Annotated in this window: 14 protein-coding genes; 7 read left to right on the forward strand and 7 right to left on the reverse strand. The window is 61.8% G+C overall.

Annotated elements, in window-relative coordinates; genetic code table 11:
• Window positions 1-315 precede the first annotated feature (315 nt).
• From LAN64_03760 to LAN64_03785, 6 genes are all read left to right on the forward strand, one after another.
• A complete protein-coding gene (locus tag LAN64_03760) occupies window positions 316-1,719 on the forward strand; it encodes a hypothetical protein (GenBank protein MBZ5566947.1) in 1,404 nt (467 codons plus the stop codon).
• Between the two features lie 10 nt (window positions 1,720-1,729).
• The gene (locus LAN64_03765) at window positions 1,730-2,530 is read left to right on the forward strand and encodes a cytochrome c (GenBank protein MBZ5566948.1); all 801 of its coding nucleotides are present in this window, start codon (window positions 1,730-1,732) and stop codon (window positions 2,528-2,530) included.
• Between the two features lie 165 nt (window positions 2,531-2,695).
• Entirely contained in the window at window positions 2,696-3,355 is a 660-nt protein-coding gene (locus LAN64_03770; protein ID MBZ5566949.1) for a hypothetical protein, read from the forward strand.
• A gap of 86 nt (window positions 3,356-3,441) precedes the next feature.
• Window positions 3,442-4,296, forward strand: coding sequence for a hypothetical protein (locus LAN64_03775; protein ID MBZ5566950.1), 855 nt, complete (start codon window positions 3,442-3,444; stop codon window positions 4,294-4,296).
• The gene (locus LAN64_03780) at window positions 4,293-5,450 is read left to right on the forward strand and encodes a hypothetical protein (protein MBZ5566951.1); all 1,158 of its coding nucleotides are present in this window, start codon (window positions 4,293-4,295) and stop codon (window positions 5,448-5,450) included. Before LAN64_03775 ends, LAN64_03780 begins: the two co-directional genes overlap by 4 nt.
• Window positions 5,447-6,196 (forward strand): hypothetical protein, encoded by a 750-nt coding sequence (locus LAN64_03785; GenBank protein MBZ5566952.1) that lies wholly within the window; start codon window positions 5,447-5,449, stop codon window positions 6,194-6,196. Before LAN64_03780 ends, LAN64_03785 begins: the two co-directional genes overlap by 4 nt.
• A 310-nt stretch (window positions 6,197-6,506) precedes the next feature.
• On the opposite strand, the gene LAN64_03790 is transcribed toward LAN64_03785, so the two are convergent.
• From LAN64_03790 to LAN64_03820, 7 genes are all read right to left on the reverse strand, one after another.
• Entirely contained in the window at window positions 6,507-7,403 is an 897-nt protein-coding gene (locus LAN64_03790) for a peptidyl-prolyl cis-trans isomerase (protein ID MBZ5566953.1), read from the reverse strand.
• A gap of 224 nt (window positions 7,404-7,627) precedes the next feature.
• Window positions 7,628-10,132, reverse strand: a complete 2,505-nt coding sequence (locus tag LAN64_03795; protein MBZ5566954.1) for a type II and III secretion system protein — start codon at window positions 10,130-10,132, stop codon at window positions 7,628-7,630.
• 81 nt (window positions 10,133-10,213) lie between these two features.
• The gene (locus LAN64_03800) at window positions 10,214-10,978 is read right to left on the reverse strand and encodes a response regulator transcription factor (GenBank protein MBZ5566955.1); all 765 of its coding nucleotides are present in this window, start codon (window positions 10,976-10,978) and stop codon (window positions 10,214-10,216) included.
• Between the two features lie 857 nt (window positions 10,979-11,835).
• The gene (locus LAN64_03805; GenBank protein MBZ5566956.1) at window positions 11,836-13,182 is read right to left on the reverse strand and encodes a dihydroorotase; all 1,347 of its coding nucleotides are present in this window, start codon (window positions 13,180-13,182) and stop codon (window positions 11,836-11,838) included.
• A gap of 212 nt (window positions 13,183-13,394) precedes the next feature.
• Window positions 13,395-14,339: an aspartate carbamoyltransferase catalytic subunit gene (locus tag LAN64_03810; protein MBZ5566957.1), complete on the reverse strand. Its 945-nt coding sequence runs from the start codon at window positions 14,337-14,339 to the stop codon at window positions 13,395-13,397.
• Window positions 14,339-14,860 carry a bifunctional pyr operon transcriptional regulator/uracil phosphoribosyltransferase PyrR gene (gene pyrR, locus LAN64_03815; GenBank protein ID MBZ5566958.1) on the reverse strand — a complete coding sequence of 174 codons (522 nt, stop codon included), beginning with the start codon at window positions 14,858-14,860 and terminating at the stop codon, window positions 14,339-14,341. The genes LAN64_03810 and pyrR overlap by 1 nt, the downstream gene beginning before the upstream one ends.
• 247 nt (window positions 14,861-15,107) lie before the next feature.
• Complete coding sequence (locus LAN64_03820) at window positions 15,108-15,704, reverse strand: hypothetical protein (GenBank protein ID MBZ5566959.1); 597 nt, start codon at window positions 15,702-15,704, stop codon at window positions 15,108-15,110.
• A 339-nt stretch (window positions 15,705-16,043) separates the two neighbouring features.
• On the opposite strand from LAN64_03820, the gene LAN64_03825 reads away from it, so the two are divergent.
• Window positions 16,044-17,162: a TRAM domain-containing protein gene (locus LAN64_03825; GenBank protein ID MBZ5566960.1), complete on the forward strand. Its 1,119-nt coding sequence runs from the start codon at window positions 16,044-16,046 to the stop codon at window positions 17,160-17,162.
• Window positions 17,163-17,230 lie beyond the last annotated feature (68 nt).

Here is a 17,230-nt window from a genome sequence, read left to right on the forward strand (position 1 = left end):
ACAAAAAGCTCGTGAAAAAAAGACCGAGAGGGCGGCGTGCGCGAGATGCTGCCTAGCGGGCAGCGTCGTCAAAAAACACCGTTCATCCCGGCCAGAACGCCGTTCATCCCCGCCTAAGTACTTGTAGTAGAGAAGGTTAGCCCGGGAGAGTTTCTGACTCTTGAGCGCTTGGCAGGACCTGCGTAACGTCGGCCAGCACTTACAACTCTCTGGCTTGGATCCTGAACGCGCTAGCGCAGTTCGACAGACTTGACCTCAGTTTGCCAGTGGGCGTCTTGCTGTAGATCTCGTCAGGGTTTTCGAGGGAGTACACACATGCGAATTCCCCTAATCAAGAGTCTCTGCCTGGGGCTGACCATCCTGGCAGCAATGGCCGCAGCAACCCCGCGAGCATTTGCCATCCCTGCGTTCGCACGCAAGTATGGTCTGCCGTGCTCGGCCTGCCATGAGGCCTGGCCCAAGCTGAACAATTTCGGGCAGGTGTTCCGCGACAACGGCTACCAGCTCGGCAACGATCGTGACGCTGCCATCTATCAGGCGCCGTCGTATTGGCCGTCCACCATCCGGATCACGCCGCAATGGCATCGCGAGACGACGAATCGAGCCGCGGTGGACACGGTTGCCGGCGACCCGAACTCCGGGACCACCGAAGCGCGCCTCAAAGCGTCGGGATTCGATCTTTCCGGCATGGACTTGATCACCGCCGGGACGCTGGCCAAGAACATCTCGTTCCTGGTCCTGCCCGCGTCGGATGAGACCGGAGCCTTCCACTTCGAAGCCGCGTGGGTACGTTTCGATAACCTGCTGGGCTCGCACTGGCTGAATCTGAAATTCGGCAAACACGAGCTTGACTTGCCGATTTCGGAGCATCGCTCCCTGACGTTGAGCGAGAACGGCGGCTATCAGACCTATCACTTTGCGCCTGCCAACCCGTTGCTTCCCCTCGTGCCCGGCGGCCAAGTCAACTCTTTCGGCGGTATCGGCGACAACCAGTTGGGAATGGAACTGGCCGGCCATTCGAAGAACAGCTACACGCGCTACGCATTTTCCGTGTTGAGCAACAATGCCGGCAACGTCGCGCTTCCGTCCAGCGGCGGCTACGACTACTACGCACACTTTAGCCAAGCGTTCGAGCTGCCGCGCCTGGGGCTGCAGAGGGTGGGTGCGTACGCCTATTTTGGCCAGGCACCGACGTATTACTTGACCAGCGGCGGCGAGGCGATTCCTGGAGCCGGCAAAGGTGACAGATCATTCTACCGTGCCGGCGTTTACGGGCAGTGGTACGTGGGCAAGTTTGACCTGGCCACGCTGTACATGCATGGCCGCGACAGCGCTTTCCTGGGCACGGGCACGCCCGCCAACCAGCCGTTCATCTTGCCGGCAGGCGCGCGCAGCCCGAACTGGAATGGCGGTTTCGTCGAACTGCACTACAACCCCAACCCGCAGATGGTGTTTCTGGGCCGCTACGAGTTGATCCGCATGTCGCAGCAGGCCTTCCCCATCGGCACGTTGCTTACCAACGGCCAGCCGTTAACGCACAACTTCGGCAACACCGACGCCTATGTTGCCGGCTATCGCTGGTATCCCCTGATGATCAGCCGCGGCGGCCTGGCCTGGCACCAGGAGTACTCCTGGGTGCGCAACATCGGCGCTGCTCCGATGAGCGGTCTTAACGTGTCCAGCAGCAGCTTTCTAATGGGCCTGGACTTTGCCTTTTGAGGAACGGCATATGCAACGAATCGCAATAGCTTCGACCATGCTTATCCTGGCCCTCGCGGTTACGGCCGCGGGTCAGGAAACACGAATCGGGAACCTGGCCGGCGATGCCCATCGTGGCAAGCAGCTTTATCGCCGCTACTGCGTCGGCTGTCACGGCGCACGCGGCGACGGCTTGGGCGACAACGCTCCCTGGATGGATCCCAAGCCGCGCGACTTTACCGTCGCCACCTTCAAGTGCCGGTCCACTCCCACGGGAACCCTCCCGACGGACGAGGACCTGTACGACACACTCAGTCGCGGGTTGCACGCCTCCGGCATGCCCTCGTGGAACGCCCTGACTCGCCAGGAGCGTGTCGACCTGGTCGCTTACGTCAAAGGATTCTCCGCCCGTTTCCACGAGGAGAAGCCGGGAACCACGTTGGCGATCCCGCCGGAGACGCCGAACACAGTAGCCAGCGTTGAACGTGGCCAGGCGCTATTCGAGAAGATGAACTGTTGGAGCTGCCACGGTAAGCAAGGCCGGGGCAATGGGCCATCCGTGGTCGGCTTGACCGACAGCAAGGGGTTCCCCATCACGCCGTATGACTTTACCGGAGCTAACCGGTTCAAGTGCGGCGAGACCGACCAGGATATGTACCGGGTACTGGTGACCGGTCTGGATGGCACGCCCATGCCGTCGTTCTCCGATGCCCTGGACGCCAATCAGCTCTGGGACGTTGTGCACTACGTTCAAACCTTCCGCGGAAAGAAAGCGGTGCCGGTGCAGCGCACGAGCGGCCCACAGGCAGGAGAGAGCGTAGGCAACCAATAGTTGGGCGAATTTGCGGCGGCGGTTGAAGCCGACGCTGGATGCAGAATCCGTCCTGTTGGCAACTCAGGTGAGAACCAAGCAGGAGTCCAGCGTCAGAACCGGTCAATGCAAGTGAACTGGGACCAAGGCCCACACCAGCAGGCTGTGTGGTGAAAGGGGGCCAACGTGAAATGCGTGGTAGGAGTCTTTACATCGCGGCTGGCAGCCGAGGGCGCGATTGGAACGCTCCGCTCGTCGGGAATCTCCGAGCGACGACTCAGTTTGCTCACGCCCGATGCCACGGAAACGACGGCAGTGCCGACCACCGACACGGAAGGAAGCGGCGTCGGGACGGCGATTGGAGCCGTGGTTGGGGGCGCAATGGGTCTGGCGGGAGGAGTCTGGCTCGGGGCTTTGGCCGGAAGTGCGCTTGTGCCGTCAATTGATCCTCTGTCCGTAGGTCTCGCGAGCGGGTTGTTGCTCGGGATGGGCGGGGCGCTGGGCGGCTTTGCTGCGGGTGGTGCATGGGAGGAGTTTGGCTCGGAAGGGTTGCCTCGAGACGAGCTGCTCCTCTACGAAGATGCGCTCAGACAGGGCCGGTCGGTGGTGATAGCCGCCGCCAAAGGAAGTGCCGAAGCCAATTTCTTTCGGTGGCTGCTGGCAGGCAACGGCGCCGAGAGCGTTGACCTCGCCAGGCACACGTGGTGGGTTGGATTGCGGGATTGGGGATATGCGGGCGGCGGAATGGACGCGGGGCGCAAACGCGTAACTGGGCATGACGAATTCGAGATTGCTCTGGATTTGCTGAAGGCGCCCCCGAATTCGGGGCCGCGGAAGGCATCGTGATGTGCCCCGATGCTTTCCGGGCTTGCCGCACCTGCCACATTTGATGGGCTGCGATTTGGTTGAGACGACGGGAGTGTTTTATCTGCATGGATCATGATGGCAAGCAGCCGGCGCGAAAATTCCGGCGTGGCGTGGCAACGCTGGTAGCGTTCATGGCATTGGTAACGGCGGGCGCGCTCGGCCGCGGACACGAGTCCCAAACCTTGACCATCGTCCTCCCCGCGCCGTACGACGACGTTCTGAAGGCTGCCGGCGAGGTGGCCGCCGATGGCATGGTGCGGGGCGCGGCGGAGTACGCCAAGGAAACCTCCCTTCCCGGCGCGCAAGCGGGCGATCCCGGCCACTTGTTTGGCACCTGGAATGGACCCGGGCAGGCCTTGTACAAAACGCGCGCCGGGGTGGTCTCGCCTTCGCATTTCGTCGCCAGCAACGATTCCGGCACAGTGACGGTGCGCTATCTGGTACAGGCCGTGGATGCCGGTTCTACGCGGATCACGATTGACGCGGTCTTCGTCGAGAGCTCGCGGCATCGCCGCCACGCCTCCGACGGCGCGGTTGAGGTCACGGAACTGGGGGAGATTCAGCAGCAGCTCCGGACGCACCAGAAGCAGAAGCTGGCCGATAGGCAGCGCGAAGAGGCACAAGAACTGGCGCGCCTGCAACAAACTGCCGAGGCGGAGAAGCGGGAACTTGATCCAGTACTCGCCGACATTGCCGCCCTCGAGCAACGCGCGCAGGCGTTGCGCCTCAAAGTGCTGGCGCGCATCAAGTCTGCCACCCCACTCCAAGACGCACCGTTCGTCCACGCCCGTTCACAGCGGGCGCTGCCCGAGGGCGAAACGGTATCGGTGCTGATCTCGACCGCGCACTGGTGCTACGTGCGCGATATGCAAGGGAGAGAGGGCTGGGTCGGGCACTCTTCCTTGGAGAAGGCGCCATGAACAGGGCGAGGCGACGGCTCGCAGTGATGTCGGTGATGGCCCTGGCTCTGCCGGTTCTGTCGCTGGCGCAAGCGCTACCGGTCGAGCAGAGTTTTTCTTACGCGCTGGACGTGGTCAACCAGGCGCTGGACCGCCTGGGCCCGGCCGAAGGACGTCTGCCCACGCTGGACGGCTTTGTTTCCGCCGACTCGGCGCAGCTCTCGCGCTACAGCCAGCCCTATTATCAATTGCAAAGTGAGGTCAGACCGGACGCCAATGGTGGGACTGCGGTTCGCGTGAGCGCACGGATCAGCGCCTTGTACAGCAACCCCGATAATCATCGTTCCGAGTATCGGACCCTGGTATCGAACGGCAGGCTGGAAGCGGACGTACTGGCGCGGCTGGCGCGGGAGCTACAAGAGCAGAGCAGCCAGCCGAAGCTGGACCGCAAGGCGCTGGAAAGCTCGCTCGCCGATCTTCGCTCCCAGCGCGCGGCCGCCGAAGAGCGGCGCACGGCGCTTGCCAAGCAGATTCACGAACTCGAATCCCTCGCGGGGACTTCTCCCCTCCCGCGGCTGGTTGCGGTGGACCGCGCCGGGGCTGCCGTTCTCGCCAGCCCGGCGCCCGGCGCGTCCACCCTGTTCCGGGCGCAGTCGCATGATGAATTTGAAGTAACCGAAGAGCGGGACGGTTGGGTGCACGTGCAACTCGGGGGCGACAGCAGCGGCTGGATCCGCCGATCCCAAGTGCATGAGACCGAGACAGCTTCCGGCTTTACCGTGGCACGCCGTGCCTTCCAAGTGGTCCGCGAAAACGTGACCACCTTCACCGGCAATTGGGCAGAGCTCAAAGGCAAGCCTACGCTATTTCTCTGGGTTCGGCCCGAGGCAAACACGGCGCAAGACCACTGGAGCTACGCACAACAGATGTTCGAAGAGCGCGCCGAGACCGCGGGGCCGGTGGAGGGGATTGTCGTAGTCTTCCTCGGTGACCCAGGAGTAGCCGCGGCGACGGTCCGCGACATCCGACGTTGGGCGAGCGGCACACTCTCCGATGCCAACTTCCGCGCCCGTTGCTCGCTCGATCCGCCGCGGGCATTCACTTCCGCAAAGAACTCTGCAACCCGATTGGCGCGAGCCGATCAACGATCCGTTAACAGGAGACCCTTACCATGAATCGACAGCCCCACACCGCCATTACAGCAATAGGGATTTTGGCCCTCGCCGGCTACTTCGCGCTAACGGCTGCCGCCGCAGGCAGCGGCCCCGTGGACACGCACGGGGCGGCCTCGGTATCAGGTACCGTGCGACTCGATGGCCTGGCGCCGAAGCCGGCGCACATCGTCATGGCGGCCGATCAGAACTGCACCAAGTTGCGCCCGTCCGGCGCCAGTAGCGAAGACGAAGTCGTCGGACCGAATGGTGCGCTCAGCAACGTGGTTGTGTATGTTTCCGACGGCCTCGCCGCTGCTAATTTCGATCCGCCGGCGACCCCGGTGAAGCTGGAACAAAAAGGCTGCATGTACGAGCCCCACGTGGTGGCGATTCAGGCCCGCCAGAAGCTCCTCGTCGTGAATGAAGACGGCACCACCCACAACATTCACCCGATTCCGCAGAACAACCGCGAGTGGAACAAATCACAGCCGCCGGGCATGCAGCCGCTGGAAGAAACCTTCCCGCGCGAAGAAATCGCCATTCCCATCAAGTGCAACATTCATCCGTGGATGAAAAGCTATCTCGCCGTCTTTAAGCACCCCTACTTCGCGGTGACCTCGAAGGACGGCAGCTTCGACATCCGCAACCTGCCCCCCGGCAGTTACACGCTGATGGCTTGGCATGAAAAGCTCGGCACGCAGATTAAGAAGATCACCGTCGGCTCGGCTGGCGCCAGCAACGTGGACTTCACCTTCAAAGCGCGCTGAGCAAACTGCTCGGGAACAGCGGATCACAACCGAGGTGCAGAGGATTCCAGGTGACACACACACTGGCGATTCTCTGCACCAACCCGAAACGGCACGCAATGGCCCGAAGAGAGCCGCAGAGGCATATTGCCGTATACCTACTCGTTTCCCTGAAAACCTCACCTAACTCGGGCAGACCCGGCCACCGCAGCGGCACAAGAGAACTGGCGCTTACGCCGCTCCCTACGTCGTCGTCTCCGTAGTTAAAGCTGAAACCGTCGAAATCCTGCATACCTATCACGGTGCGCAAGACTGGCGCTGATCTTAACGATTATCGCCCGCCCGGGCGAGTGCCAAGACTCTTAGCTGCGGGAGCACCGGGTGACGAAGTCGGGAAGTAAGCTTCATTGAGTTCGATCTTGGCGGATTGTTCAATCTTCTGCATGACTACGGTGAATTTCTGCTGCGCCAGGCTAGCTTTAATCTCGGATTGCGCCTGGGCGAGCGATTTCGCGCCCGTCGACATGACTTTGAAGATGTAGTAACCGGAGGAGTCTTCGATCAGGTCCGAGACCTCGCCCGGCTTGACGGACATGGCAGAGCGTTGGCCCGGCGGCAGGTCGCTTGCCGTCAGCTTTCCCATGTAGACGGGAGGCCGAGTCCCCACGATGCCGGCAGCTTCGTAAGCATCATTTTGTAATTTGATGAAGTTCTCGCCGGCGGCCGCTCGGGCTTGAAGCGCATGAGCTTCTTGGTTCATCGCGTCATGGTCGGATTCTGCCCTGCTCTCTTTTCCGTCCGCCTGCCTCTTTTGCTTGGGGACATAAATGCGCTCCAGTTCCGATGTCTGGTAAGCGGAGGCATGGTCTTTGTAGTATTCCTCGATCTCTGCTTGAGGCAGGTTGCCTGCCTCTTCCTTCAGCTTCTTCGCCATCTCCTCCGCTTCCGAGCGCAGCTTAGTAAAGGCCAGCGCCCTTCTAACCCTTGGATCTTTCCCCAAGTCACGTTTACTGAACTCGCGCTGCATCAGAAGCAGCTTGGGGTAGAAGGTGGCGAGTTGGCGCTTTGCACCCGCATCCATGTCCGGCCGGATGGCATCGGCCAATTCGTCGAACTGCGCGCGCGTGATAACCGTCTGGCAAGCCGCGGTGCTTTTGGCCCTGGAAGCGACTGCCGCAGTCTTAGGTCGCGGCGGCGGAGTTTCACAGAAACCATTCATGATGATCACTGGAGTGTCCGGGCTGATGGCCGAACCGTGGGAAGGGCTCAGCCGGGAGGCAGGCCCGGTGGTGGTGGAGACCGCCGCCCGCCCAGTCACTGGCCTGGTGAAACCCCCTGGAGTTACCTGCCCGAGCACAAAAGGGGCAAGCAGCAGAATGGGCAGACACGAAATTCGCATGAGTTGACTCTCCTGAAAGCGTGGAACATCGGTGCGACGGTTGCGCCTCGCGCCTAGCGCGGCACGGCGCCTCGGTTTCCGGCCGCCGGCTTGGCGGCCGTCGACCGTGCGGGCTTCATCCCGACTGCAGGTTGCGCGCTCGAGTTGTCCACAGGCGCGGCGCTCTGATGTTTATCCTGATCCGATACGGAAGGTGGCGTGGAAGGGTTGTTCCTTTCCTCGTTCTTGGGGGGCTCATTGCTGGTGACGGTAACCAGCAGGTCGCCGCCCGTCGCCGAGGCCGCCTGCATGCCTGGATCCAACACCGAAGCTCCCGCGATGTCCATCACGGACTCCCCCACCGACTTGGCCGACAAGGTAACCACGAATACAGTCCCCGAACCAGACACGCCGCCCGAGTTAGGCGGGCGTGTGCCCGTGATCTGCAACGTGCCTTTCGCCGTGTCCGCACGATACACGAGTGCGACCGGCTGCCGATCCTGATTGAGGAATCCGCCGTTGGCAACGTCGACGACCTGCAAAAGTTGAGGGTCGTAGTTGATCTGCAGCGGGATCGAAAACACGTTCTGCGCCCCGCTGATGCTGACGTACACCTTGAAGGTGCCGCCTACAGGCTGTGAAATGGTAGTGGGCTCAAAGCTCAGGGTCGTATTGCCGGCCGACACCGCGGCCGGCGCCGCGGGGGTGGCCGCGTGATTCTGGATCGCGCTCGCGGGCAGTTTTGCGCCTGGCGGCGCGCCCGCCTCCGGTGCCGGCCTTGGTTGTGTTGCCCCAACCTTTCCCGACTGCGTCGACGACGGTTGTGGCGGCTGCCCCGGAGCCGGTTGTTGGGGCGCGGAAGGGGCTGGCGTGGCGGGCCGCGTCGCGGGCTTGGGCGGATTGCTGAAACGCAACTCGACCGTGCCGGGCGTGCCGACATCGATGGCGCGCAAGTTACGCGCCGTCACGTCCTGCGCGCGCATGATGTGCGGAGTAATCGCAAACACAATTTCGCGCTCGGTATGATTGGTGTTGTTCTGGCCGAAGAGATAGCGCAGGAGAGGAATCTTGGAAAGCCACGGATAGCCCGAGAAAGCATCGGATACCGAGTCTTCCAAAATCCCGCCCAGCAGATTCACTTCGCCTTCGCGCAGGCGGGTCTCATGTTCGATACGCCGCTGGCCGATGACAGGCTGCGTAACGCCGCCGATATTCTGTGTTCCCGTTACGGACGAAACTTCCACCGCAATCTTCAGAGTCACATCCTGCCGCGAATGGATACGCGGGGTGATATCGATGTTGACTCCGACGTCCAGGTACTGGAATTGGGTGTTCACCAGCGCGTTGATGCCGCCACCGCCGACGCCCGGCGAGAACGAGCCGGTTGCGACGGGCACGCGATCGCCGATCTTCATGGTTGCTTTTTGGTTATCCAGCACCCGCATCTGCGGGTTCTGAATGATCTTGGTGTTGCTGTCGCTCATCAGCGCCGTGAAGGAGGCGCCCGGAATGGATACCAAGAAATCGGCCGAGTTCAGATTTCCCAGGCCTTGCAGGGTCAGGGGGGTCTTCCCGATCGACGCGCTGGCGGTTGTGGGGGGAGTCGTCCCCAGGGTGCGCAAGCGATCGCGCGTGACCTCCAGAATCGCAACATCGATCATGACTTCGCCTTTGGCTTTGTCGATGTCCGACAGCAACTTTTGGGCGAGCACCAATTGGTCCGGGGTAGCGCGGACGAGCAACGCGTTTTGCGCCTGGATAGGAAGCACGCGGGTAACGTCGAGAATGGAACGGAGGGCGTTGGCGGCCTCCGTCAAGTCCGCCGGCGTACTCACGTTGGACAGATAAAACGTCTTCATCACGCTTTGTTCGACTTCTTTGTGCTTCGCCGCCGATTCGGCCGCGACATAGATGGTGTTCGCCGTGACGGGACGCCAGAATGTCTTGGAGGCCAGTGCCACGATTTCCAGCGCATCGTTCAGCGCCACGCCGTTCAACTCAATGGTGATTTTCCGCGGCGTGTACTCGGGATCGAAAATGACATTGATGCCTACCAGGCTGCCGATGGTCTTGTAGATGGCTTTGGTGTTTTCCGTCATCCGCAAGGTGATGGGAGTATTGGCGACGGGCTGCAACTGCACCGGCCCCTCGGCACGGTCGGCCAAGTCCGCCAGGGGGTCCTCCGGAGAGACGACCTGGCCTTGCGCCGCTGCGGCTTTAATCATTTCTCGAGTACGCCGGACCTCTTGCTTCGCCATCGCACTCGAGGTGTCGATTTCCGCGGCGCGGACAAACTCGGCAAGTGCCAGCGACAAGTTGCCCGCCTCCAGCAGCAGCTCACCCTTGTGGACATGCTCGGCGGCGGCGCGGAAACGCAGGCGCGTATAAGCAGCCAGGTATCTTGGGTCCCTGGGCTTGAGCTGGTAGGCGCGCTCGTAGGCTTCGTAGGCCGCATCAGTCCGATCGCGGGTTTCGGCTTCGATGCCCGCTTTATACGCACTATGTGCCTTGTCAGCAAGCGCCGGCGTGGTGAGGGCCAAGATCAGCAGCAACGCCGAAACAGCTCGCACCCGTCTCATCGTCCCGGACTGGCGAAAGGAAGAAAGGTTTTGTGGTGGGGTTGTATTTCGACTGCAGAAGTTTCCCATGACTCCTTTGCCCTAGTTACCATACTGGGGATTTCTCGAATCTCGCGGGCGACGGACGGTCGCGCCTCCGAAATCGACATTCAACGCCTTGCGATAGCTTGGCGGTCTCGATTCAACCGGAGGCGCTGGAGCCTCAATCCTGGTGGCGGTGCACTGCTCGCACCAGACAGGGGCGCCCGGTGGTTGCGTGCAGCCGTGGTTAATCGCATACAGAACAAGTTCCGCACGGTTGGAGACTCCCAGCTTGTCAAAGGTGCGAAAAATGTAATTCTTGACGGTATGCTCGCTGAGCGTCAGGTGCGACGCGATCTCCTTATTGGTCATGCCCTCGGAGACGCAGCGGACCACATCCAACTCGCGCTTGGAAAGCAAGGAGCGACCTTGACTGTCCACGATGGTTTCCGGCACCCAGCGACGCGAGAAGACCTCGAGCAGGAATCCCAACTGGGCGCTGTTGGCCCAGATCTGCCCCCCGTGCACGGCATGGATGCATTTGCGCAGGGCATCGAGGCCATCATCCCGGCAGATGACCCCGCGAGCACCAGCCCGGAAAGCATTCACCACCAAATCGTGGGTGGAGGCCTCGAGCAGCATAACAGCGTGGATATTGGCTCCACGAAGCTGCTTGCGCCAGAGCAGATCAAAGTCTGCGCGAGCGTTTCCGTTGGCGCGCACGCCGATAACCACGACGTTTGGCTTGAACTCGGAAACGTGCGTAGCGATCTCGGCAGGAGCCGCAAGCACTCCCACAGCGGTGAAACGATTGTCTTGGCGCAAGGCCTCCAGTATTAACTGAGTGCCCATACGCGTACTGTCGGCAACCAAAACACGAATTGCCGCCCCGTTGGCAAATCCACTCCCCATGCAATCACCTGCCTGAGAAAAAATTGCAAAGTATTTGTGATCGGCGGAGCCCCCGGCGAGTGCCGTTTCCCGCCCGGACAGGCTGTTGGAAGCGGCTCTTGGATCAATGGTCCCCCACTCCAACCGCTACCGTCATGAAACCTTCGGTGCCCTACACCCTGTTATGAGTCCCCCACACTTACCCTTACCCCAATTCCCTATTGTGGGATGAGTTGAGCAAGTCTTGTGCCAATTCTCCAGCGACCAGTGCGCCAAGTTGCGCTTCTCGGGCAGCGTCATCCTTCGCCTCGCGGGCTTGGCGAGGAAGCCGGCTGCGTCGCTCATCCCTTTAAAATACACCAATGATCCCGAGTATGGGATTAACGTTCGGGCCATGAATGGCGACTGAGATACTTCACTTTTTCCACAGAATGAAGCAGCAGATGCTCAAGAACGTCTTCCAATATGTGCGAACTTTTGCACATCCGAGGGAAAACCAGTTCCATCTTTGAAGCCTTTGAAACCGGTTGGATCATCACTTTAACGCCAGTAGTATGAGCCAATCATTAACTCTTCAAGTAGGGTGCTACGAAGTGTTGCCATCGCAGGTTTCGAAGACCGGGGGGGACGGTACGGCGAAAATACGAAGCAGCACGACAATAGATTTTCTGTCGACTAGGCCGGATTCAGAAATTCTGCGGGTGTCGTCTCATGTACCTCAATGGCTAACGCCGGAATCATTTGCGCAGGCGAGGGCGCGTCATGGCCACAAACGGAGCCGCTGCTTCGCGCTACTTGCTTCTATACACAAAATTGCCGCTCACGATGGTGGCCATCACTTTGCCGGTGAAGGTCCAGCCGTCGAAGGGGGTGTTGCGCGATTTAGAGAGGGACTGGGAGGCGTTGTAGGTCCAGCGCATCTTGGGATCAAAGATAACGACGTCGGCGTGTGCTCCGGGGGCGAGGGTGCCGCGGCCGCGCAGGTTCATGATGCGTGCCGGATTGGCGGAGAGCAGTTCGATGAGGCGCCGCAGAGGAATATTTTTCTCGCGATGCAGGCGCGTGATGGTCAATGCCAGCGCGGTTTCCAGCCCGATGATGCCAAAGGGAGCGCGGTCGAACTCGACCTGCTTTTCATGCTCGGCGTGGGGGGCGTGGTCGGTGGCGATGGCGTCCATGGTGCCGTCCGCCAGGGCGGCGAGCAGAGCCTCGCGGTCGGCGGCGGAGCGCAGCGGCGGGTTCATCTTGTAATTGGGGTCGTACTCACCGACGTTCTCATCGAGCAGCGTGAAATGGTGCGGCGTGACCTCGCAGGTGACGTGGACGCGGTCGCGCTTGCCGCGGCGCACGGCTTTGAGGGCAGCGGCGGTGGAGAGATGCGCGACGTGCAGATGTCCCTGGGTGGCGCGCGCCAGCTCGATATCTCGCTCCACGATACGTGATTCGGCTTCGACGGGCATGCCGCGCAGGCCGAGCCGGAAGGCCGTGGGGCCGTCGTTCATGCTGGCGCCCGCAGTCATGCGCGTGTCCTCGGCGTGTTGAATGATCGGGATCTTAAGGCGCGCGCCCAGGCTCAGCGCCTCGCGCATGAGCTTGTCGTCGAGGATGGGACGGCCATCGTCGGAGAAAGCGACGGCGCCGGCGCGCTGCAGAGCGTAGAAGTCGGAGAGTTGTTCGCCGTTGCTGCCGATGGTGGCGGCGGCGATGGGGAAAACGTTGACCACCGCGCCGCGCGCCGCCTGCTGCATCCAGGCGACGGTCTCGACCGAATCGTTGACCGGCGAGGTGTTGGGCATCGGGCAGACGGAGGTAAATCCGCCCGCGGCGGCGGCGGCGGCGCCGCTGGCGATGGATTCCTTGTGCGACTGGCCGGGTTCGCGCAGGTGAACGTGGAGGTCAATGAAACCGGGCGCGACGATGAGGCCGCGGGCATCGAGCGTCTCGGCGGCGTGGCCGATGAGCTCGGAGCGCGGGGCGAGTTCGGCGACGCTGCCATCGCGGAGAAGGAGGTCAAGTTCGGCGTCGGTGTTGGTCGCCGGGTCAATAATGCGTCCGCCGCGGATGAGCAGGGAGTTGGGCAGAGCCTTCTCGCCTGGTGAGGGTTCGCGGCGTGCCGCGGGTTGTGAGTTCTTGGCCATCAGTGCGGAGGTTTCACGTTTCGCGTTTCAAGTTTTGCATTGTTCTGCTGTCATCGGCGGCGATTCGCGAACGAGCAGAGGTCCTTCGACTCGGACGCGCAAAAGCGGCGCGTTCTCGTTCAGGATGACATCCATCAAAATTGCATGCCAATAACGTCCTTCTAAACTCCGAACTCCGAATCCCGGACTCCGAAAACCGGGAACCGAAAACCTCATACCCTGATCTCCAGCGCCCTTGCCAAGATCGCCATGCGCACAGGGACGCCGTTGGCCACCTGCTGCAGCACCACCGACTGCCGGGCATCGGCGAGTTCGCCGGTCAGTTCCATGCCGCGAATGATGGGACCAGGGTGCATGAGGATGGCGTCTCTCTTGGCGAATTTGAGGCGCTCCGGCGTCACTTGATATTGCGCGATGTACTGTTCCACGCCGATCTGCCTTCCTGCCAGACGTTCCTTCTGAATGCGCAAAACCATGACCACGTCGGCGCCGCGGAGGGCCTCACCGACATTGCGCGTTACCTGCACGCCGGGCGCAAGCGTGGCGGCGGAGTCGGGCGCGAGTTCGGGTGGACCGCAAAGCATGACTTTGGCGCCGAAGCGGCTGAGCAGGTAGACCTCGGAACGCGCGACGCGGCTGTGGTAGATGTCGCCGACGATGGCCACGCGCAGCCCGTGCAAAGTTTTCTTGTGTTGCAGGATGGTGAAAGCGTCGAGCAGCGCCTGCGAGGGGTGCTCGTGCATGCCGTCGCCGGCATTGATGACCGGAACGTCCACATGGCGGGCGAGCATGTGCGGCGCGCCCGAAGACGGATGGCGAATGATCATGACCTGCGCTCCGAGGGCGCGGATGGTCAGGCCGGTGTCCACCAGGGACTCGCCTTTTTCGACACTGGACGCGGTGGGATGCACGATGGTGGTGGTTGCGCCCAGGACCTTGGCGGCGAATTCGAAGGAAATCCGGGTGCGCGTAGAAGCCTCGTAAAAGAGCAGGGCGACGCGTTTTTCCTTGAACAGGGGACGGGGGCGGGCACGCTGAAAACGCTTCGCCAGCCGCAGAATGGCGGTGATGTCGTCGGTTTCGAGCTGTTCAATGCCCAGCAGGGAGGCGTGCGCCAGCTTGCGTCGCGCTGCCGCCGGAGCTTCGGTCTTGGCGATCAGGTTTCCTTCTCCACCAGCAGCACTTTCTCGATGCCGTCGGTTTCCTGGAGTTTGACCTCGATAATTTCGTTGCGCGTAGTCTGCACGGTGCGGCCGACGAAGCCGGCTTCGATGGGCAGCTCGCGATGGCCGCGGTCAATCAGTGCGAGCAATTGCACGCGAGCGGGACGGCCGTGATCCATCAGCGCGTCGAGCGCGGCGCGCGTGGTGCGTCCGGTATAGAGCACGTCGTCGCAGAGGACGATATACATGCCGGTGACCGGGCAGCCAATCTCCGCTTTCTGCACCACCGGCTTGGACCCAACGGTGGACAGGTCGTCACGGTAGAGCGAGATGTCGAGCGTGCCCACGGGAACGGCCATGCCTTCGATGCGTTGAATGAGTTTGGCCAGGCGCTGCGCGATGGGAACGCCGCGGCGCCTGATCCCGACTAATGCAAGGTCCTTGATGCCGTTATTTTTCTCGATGATTTCGTGTGCCAACCGCACCAGCGTGCGCTCGATTTCGGAGGCGGACATGAGTTGTGCCTTCAGGCGCAGCTTGGGGGTTGACGCGGGAGTGGAACTCATGGCGGGCAAATCATAAAGAAGCAATTGGCGATTAGCAATTGGCAATTAGCGATTAGCGCCGAGCGGGAGGGTGGTTTTCGGTTTTCAGTTGTCGGCGATCGGTCCCCGGACGGAACTCCGTAGTCCGGAGTCGGGTGTCCGGACCTGGACCGCACAGACTACCGACTACCGAGAAACACCGCCTCCGCTGGCAGGCCTAGCTTTGTCGATCATGCGGACTCTTGCCCAGCAGCCAGGCTCCGACGGCACCGCCCAGGCTGGAGAGCGCAAGGAATGCAGCCAGAAAAAACACCAGCACGATGGTGATCAACAGCGCCATGCCAGCGGGGGTCACCAACTGCTGCAGGGCCTGTTGCGCGCGGGGGTCGGCGTTGCGGGCGGCGGCCTGCTGGATGACCTGCTGCAACAACTGCCGCACGCGCCCGCTGCCGCGGCTGGCAAGCAATTCCAGGGCCAAAATGATGGCAAAAACGCCGAAACCGAGGAGTCCCGTAACCGCTCCGATGCGCGCACCCAGGCCGGGGGTGAGGGTCGCCCGGGGAACGCGGCGGCGGTACGCGACGACCCCTAGGATGCCGCCGGCAACCAGCCACAACAGGAAGCCGGCGAAGGGGATGACCCATGCTATGGCGACGAAAAACCCAGCGACGGCGGCAGCGGGCACGGCCTGGGACCAGTCCAGCCCGGCCGGAGCGGCCGCGGGAGCGCCCTCCAGCGCGACCGGTTCGGCGGGAGGCTGGACCTCGGACGGGGTTCCCGGCGGCATGGGCTGAGTGGCCGGTTCGTCGTTCATGACCCGGATTTGAGGGGCGCCGCAATGCTTGCAGAAGGCCGTTCCGTCCTCTACCGCGGCGCCGCACTGATGGCAAGGATGTTCCATGGGTCGAGTTTCAACCTAACAGGTGGATGTGATAAGAGGCAAGAACAGGAGGCCTTAGGGCGAGCTGCGCGGAGGCCGGTCCCTCCCCCAAGATTGCGGTTACGGCCCAACTTGGCGCGTGCTTGCCCGCGGCTATGATGATATAAATTATTCATTCATAATCGGTAAGCCCCGGGTGCAACGGGGTTCCCCTTCCCTGTGAGCTCGTGACGGTAGGGCATCTGGCTGGAAAATTGGCCAGGGGAGGTCCCTATGGATATAGTCTTTATACGACTTATTTTTGTTCTGACAATCGCGGCGGTCTGCGACCTGCTGCAGCCGTTCGGACTCAGTTCACGGGCCGACGCCGTGGTGGGGGCCGCCATCGGGCTGGCCATCGTTCTCTTCGAGATGCGCCTGCGGGAGATCAGCCTGAAGCGGCTGATCGGATCGGCCATCGGAAGCGTGCTCGGCATCTTCGGCGCCTACCTGTTCAGCCTGGTGATTCGCAATTCTCTCAAGCCGGGCCCCACGCAGAGCTTCCTGCAACTGATGGTCATCCTGCTGATGGCGTATGTCGGGCTGATCGTGGGAGCGAACAAAGGCGACCTGCTGAACTTGTCGGCGCTGGGCGGCATCTTCGGCGGGGAAAAGCAGGCCAAGAAGAGCCACAAAATCCTGGATACCAGCGTCATTATAGACGGGCGGATTGCCGACATCGCGGAAACCGGCTTTCTGGACGGCGTACTAGTGATCCCGCAGTTTGTGCTGCGCGAACTGCAACTGGTGGCCGACAGCGCCGACTCGCTGAAGCGCAATCGCGGCCGCCGCGGGCTGGACATCCTGCAACGCATTCAGAAGATCGCCACGCTGCAGGTGCAGATCGTGGAAAACGACTTTCCCGCCATCCGCGAAGTGGACATGAAGCTGATCGAGCTGGCCAAGTTTCTGGAGGGCAAGATCGTCACCAACGACTTCAACCTCAATAAAGTGGCACAACTGCAGGGCGTGGAAGTGCTCAACATCAATGAGCTGGCGAACTCGCTGAAGCCGATTGTGCTGCCCGGCGAGACGATGCGCGTGTTTATTCTCAAGGAGGGCAAGGAGTACAACCAGGGGGTAGCGTATCTGGACGACGGAACCATGGTCGTGGTGGACAATGCGCGCAAGATGATTGGCAAGACGATCGACATCGCGGTGACCTCGGTGCTGCAGACCACGGCGGGGAAGATGATCTTCGGGAAGTTCGACGAGCGTGCTGTGATGCGTCCCGAGCCGCCGCGCGGCGCCAACGTCCGTCCCGGGCAGCCGCAACCCAGCGCCCCGTCGCCGACGGTTGCTCCTCCGGGCGCGCCGGCGGTGGCATCGGAAAGACCAGCGGAACCGGTGTAGGGAGATTCGGATTGGGAGTCTGAAGGATCACCGCATTTCCGCTCTGACGACCAAACGTGCCCCAGGTT

The organism is Terriglobia bacterium, from assembly GCA_020073185.1.
GTDB lineage: Bacteria > Acidobacteriota > Terriglobia > Terriglobales > Acidobacteriaceae > JAIQGF01.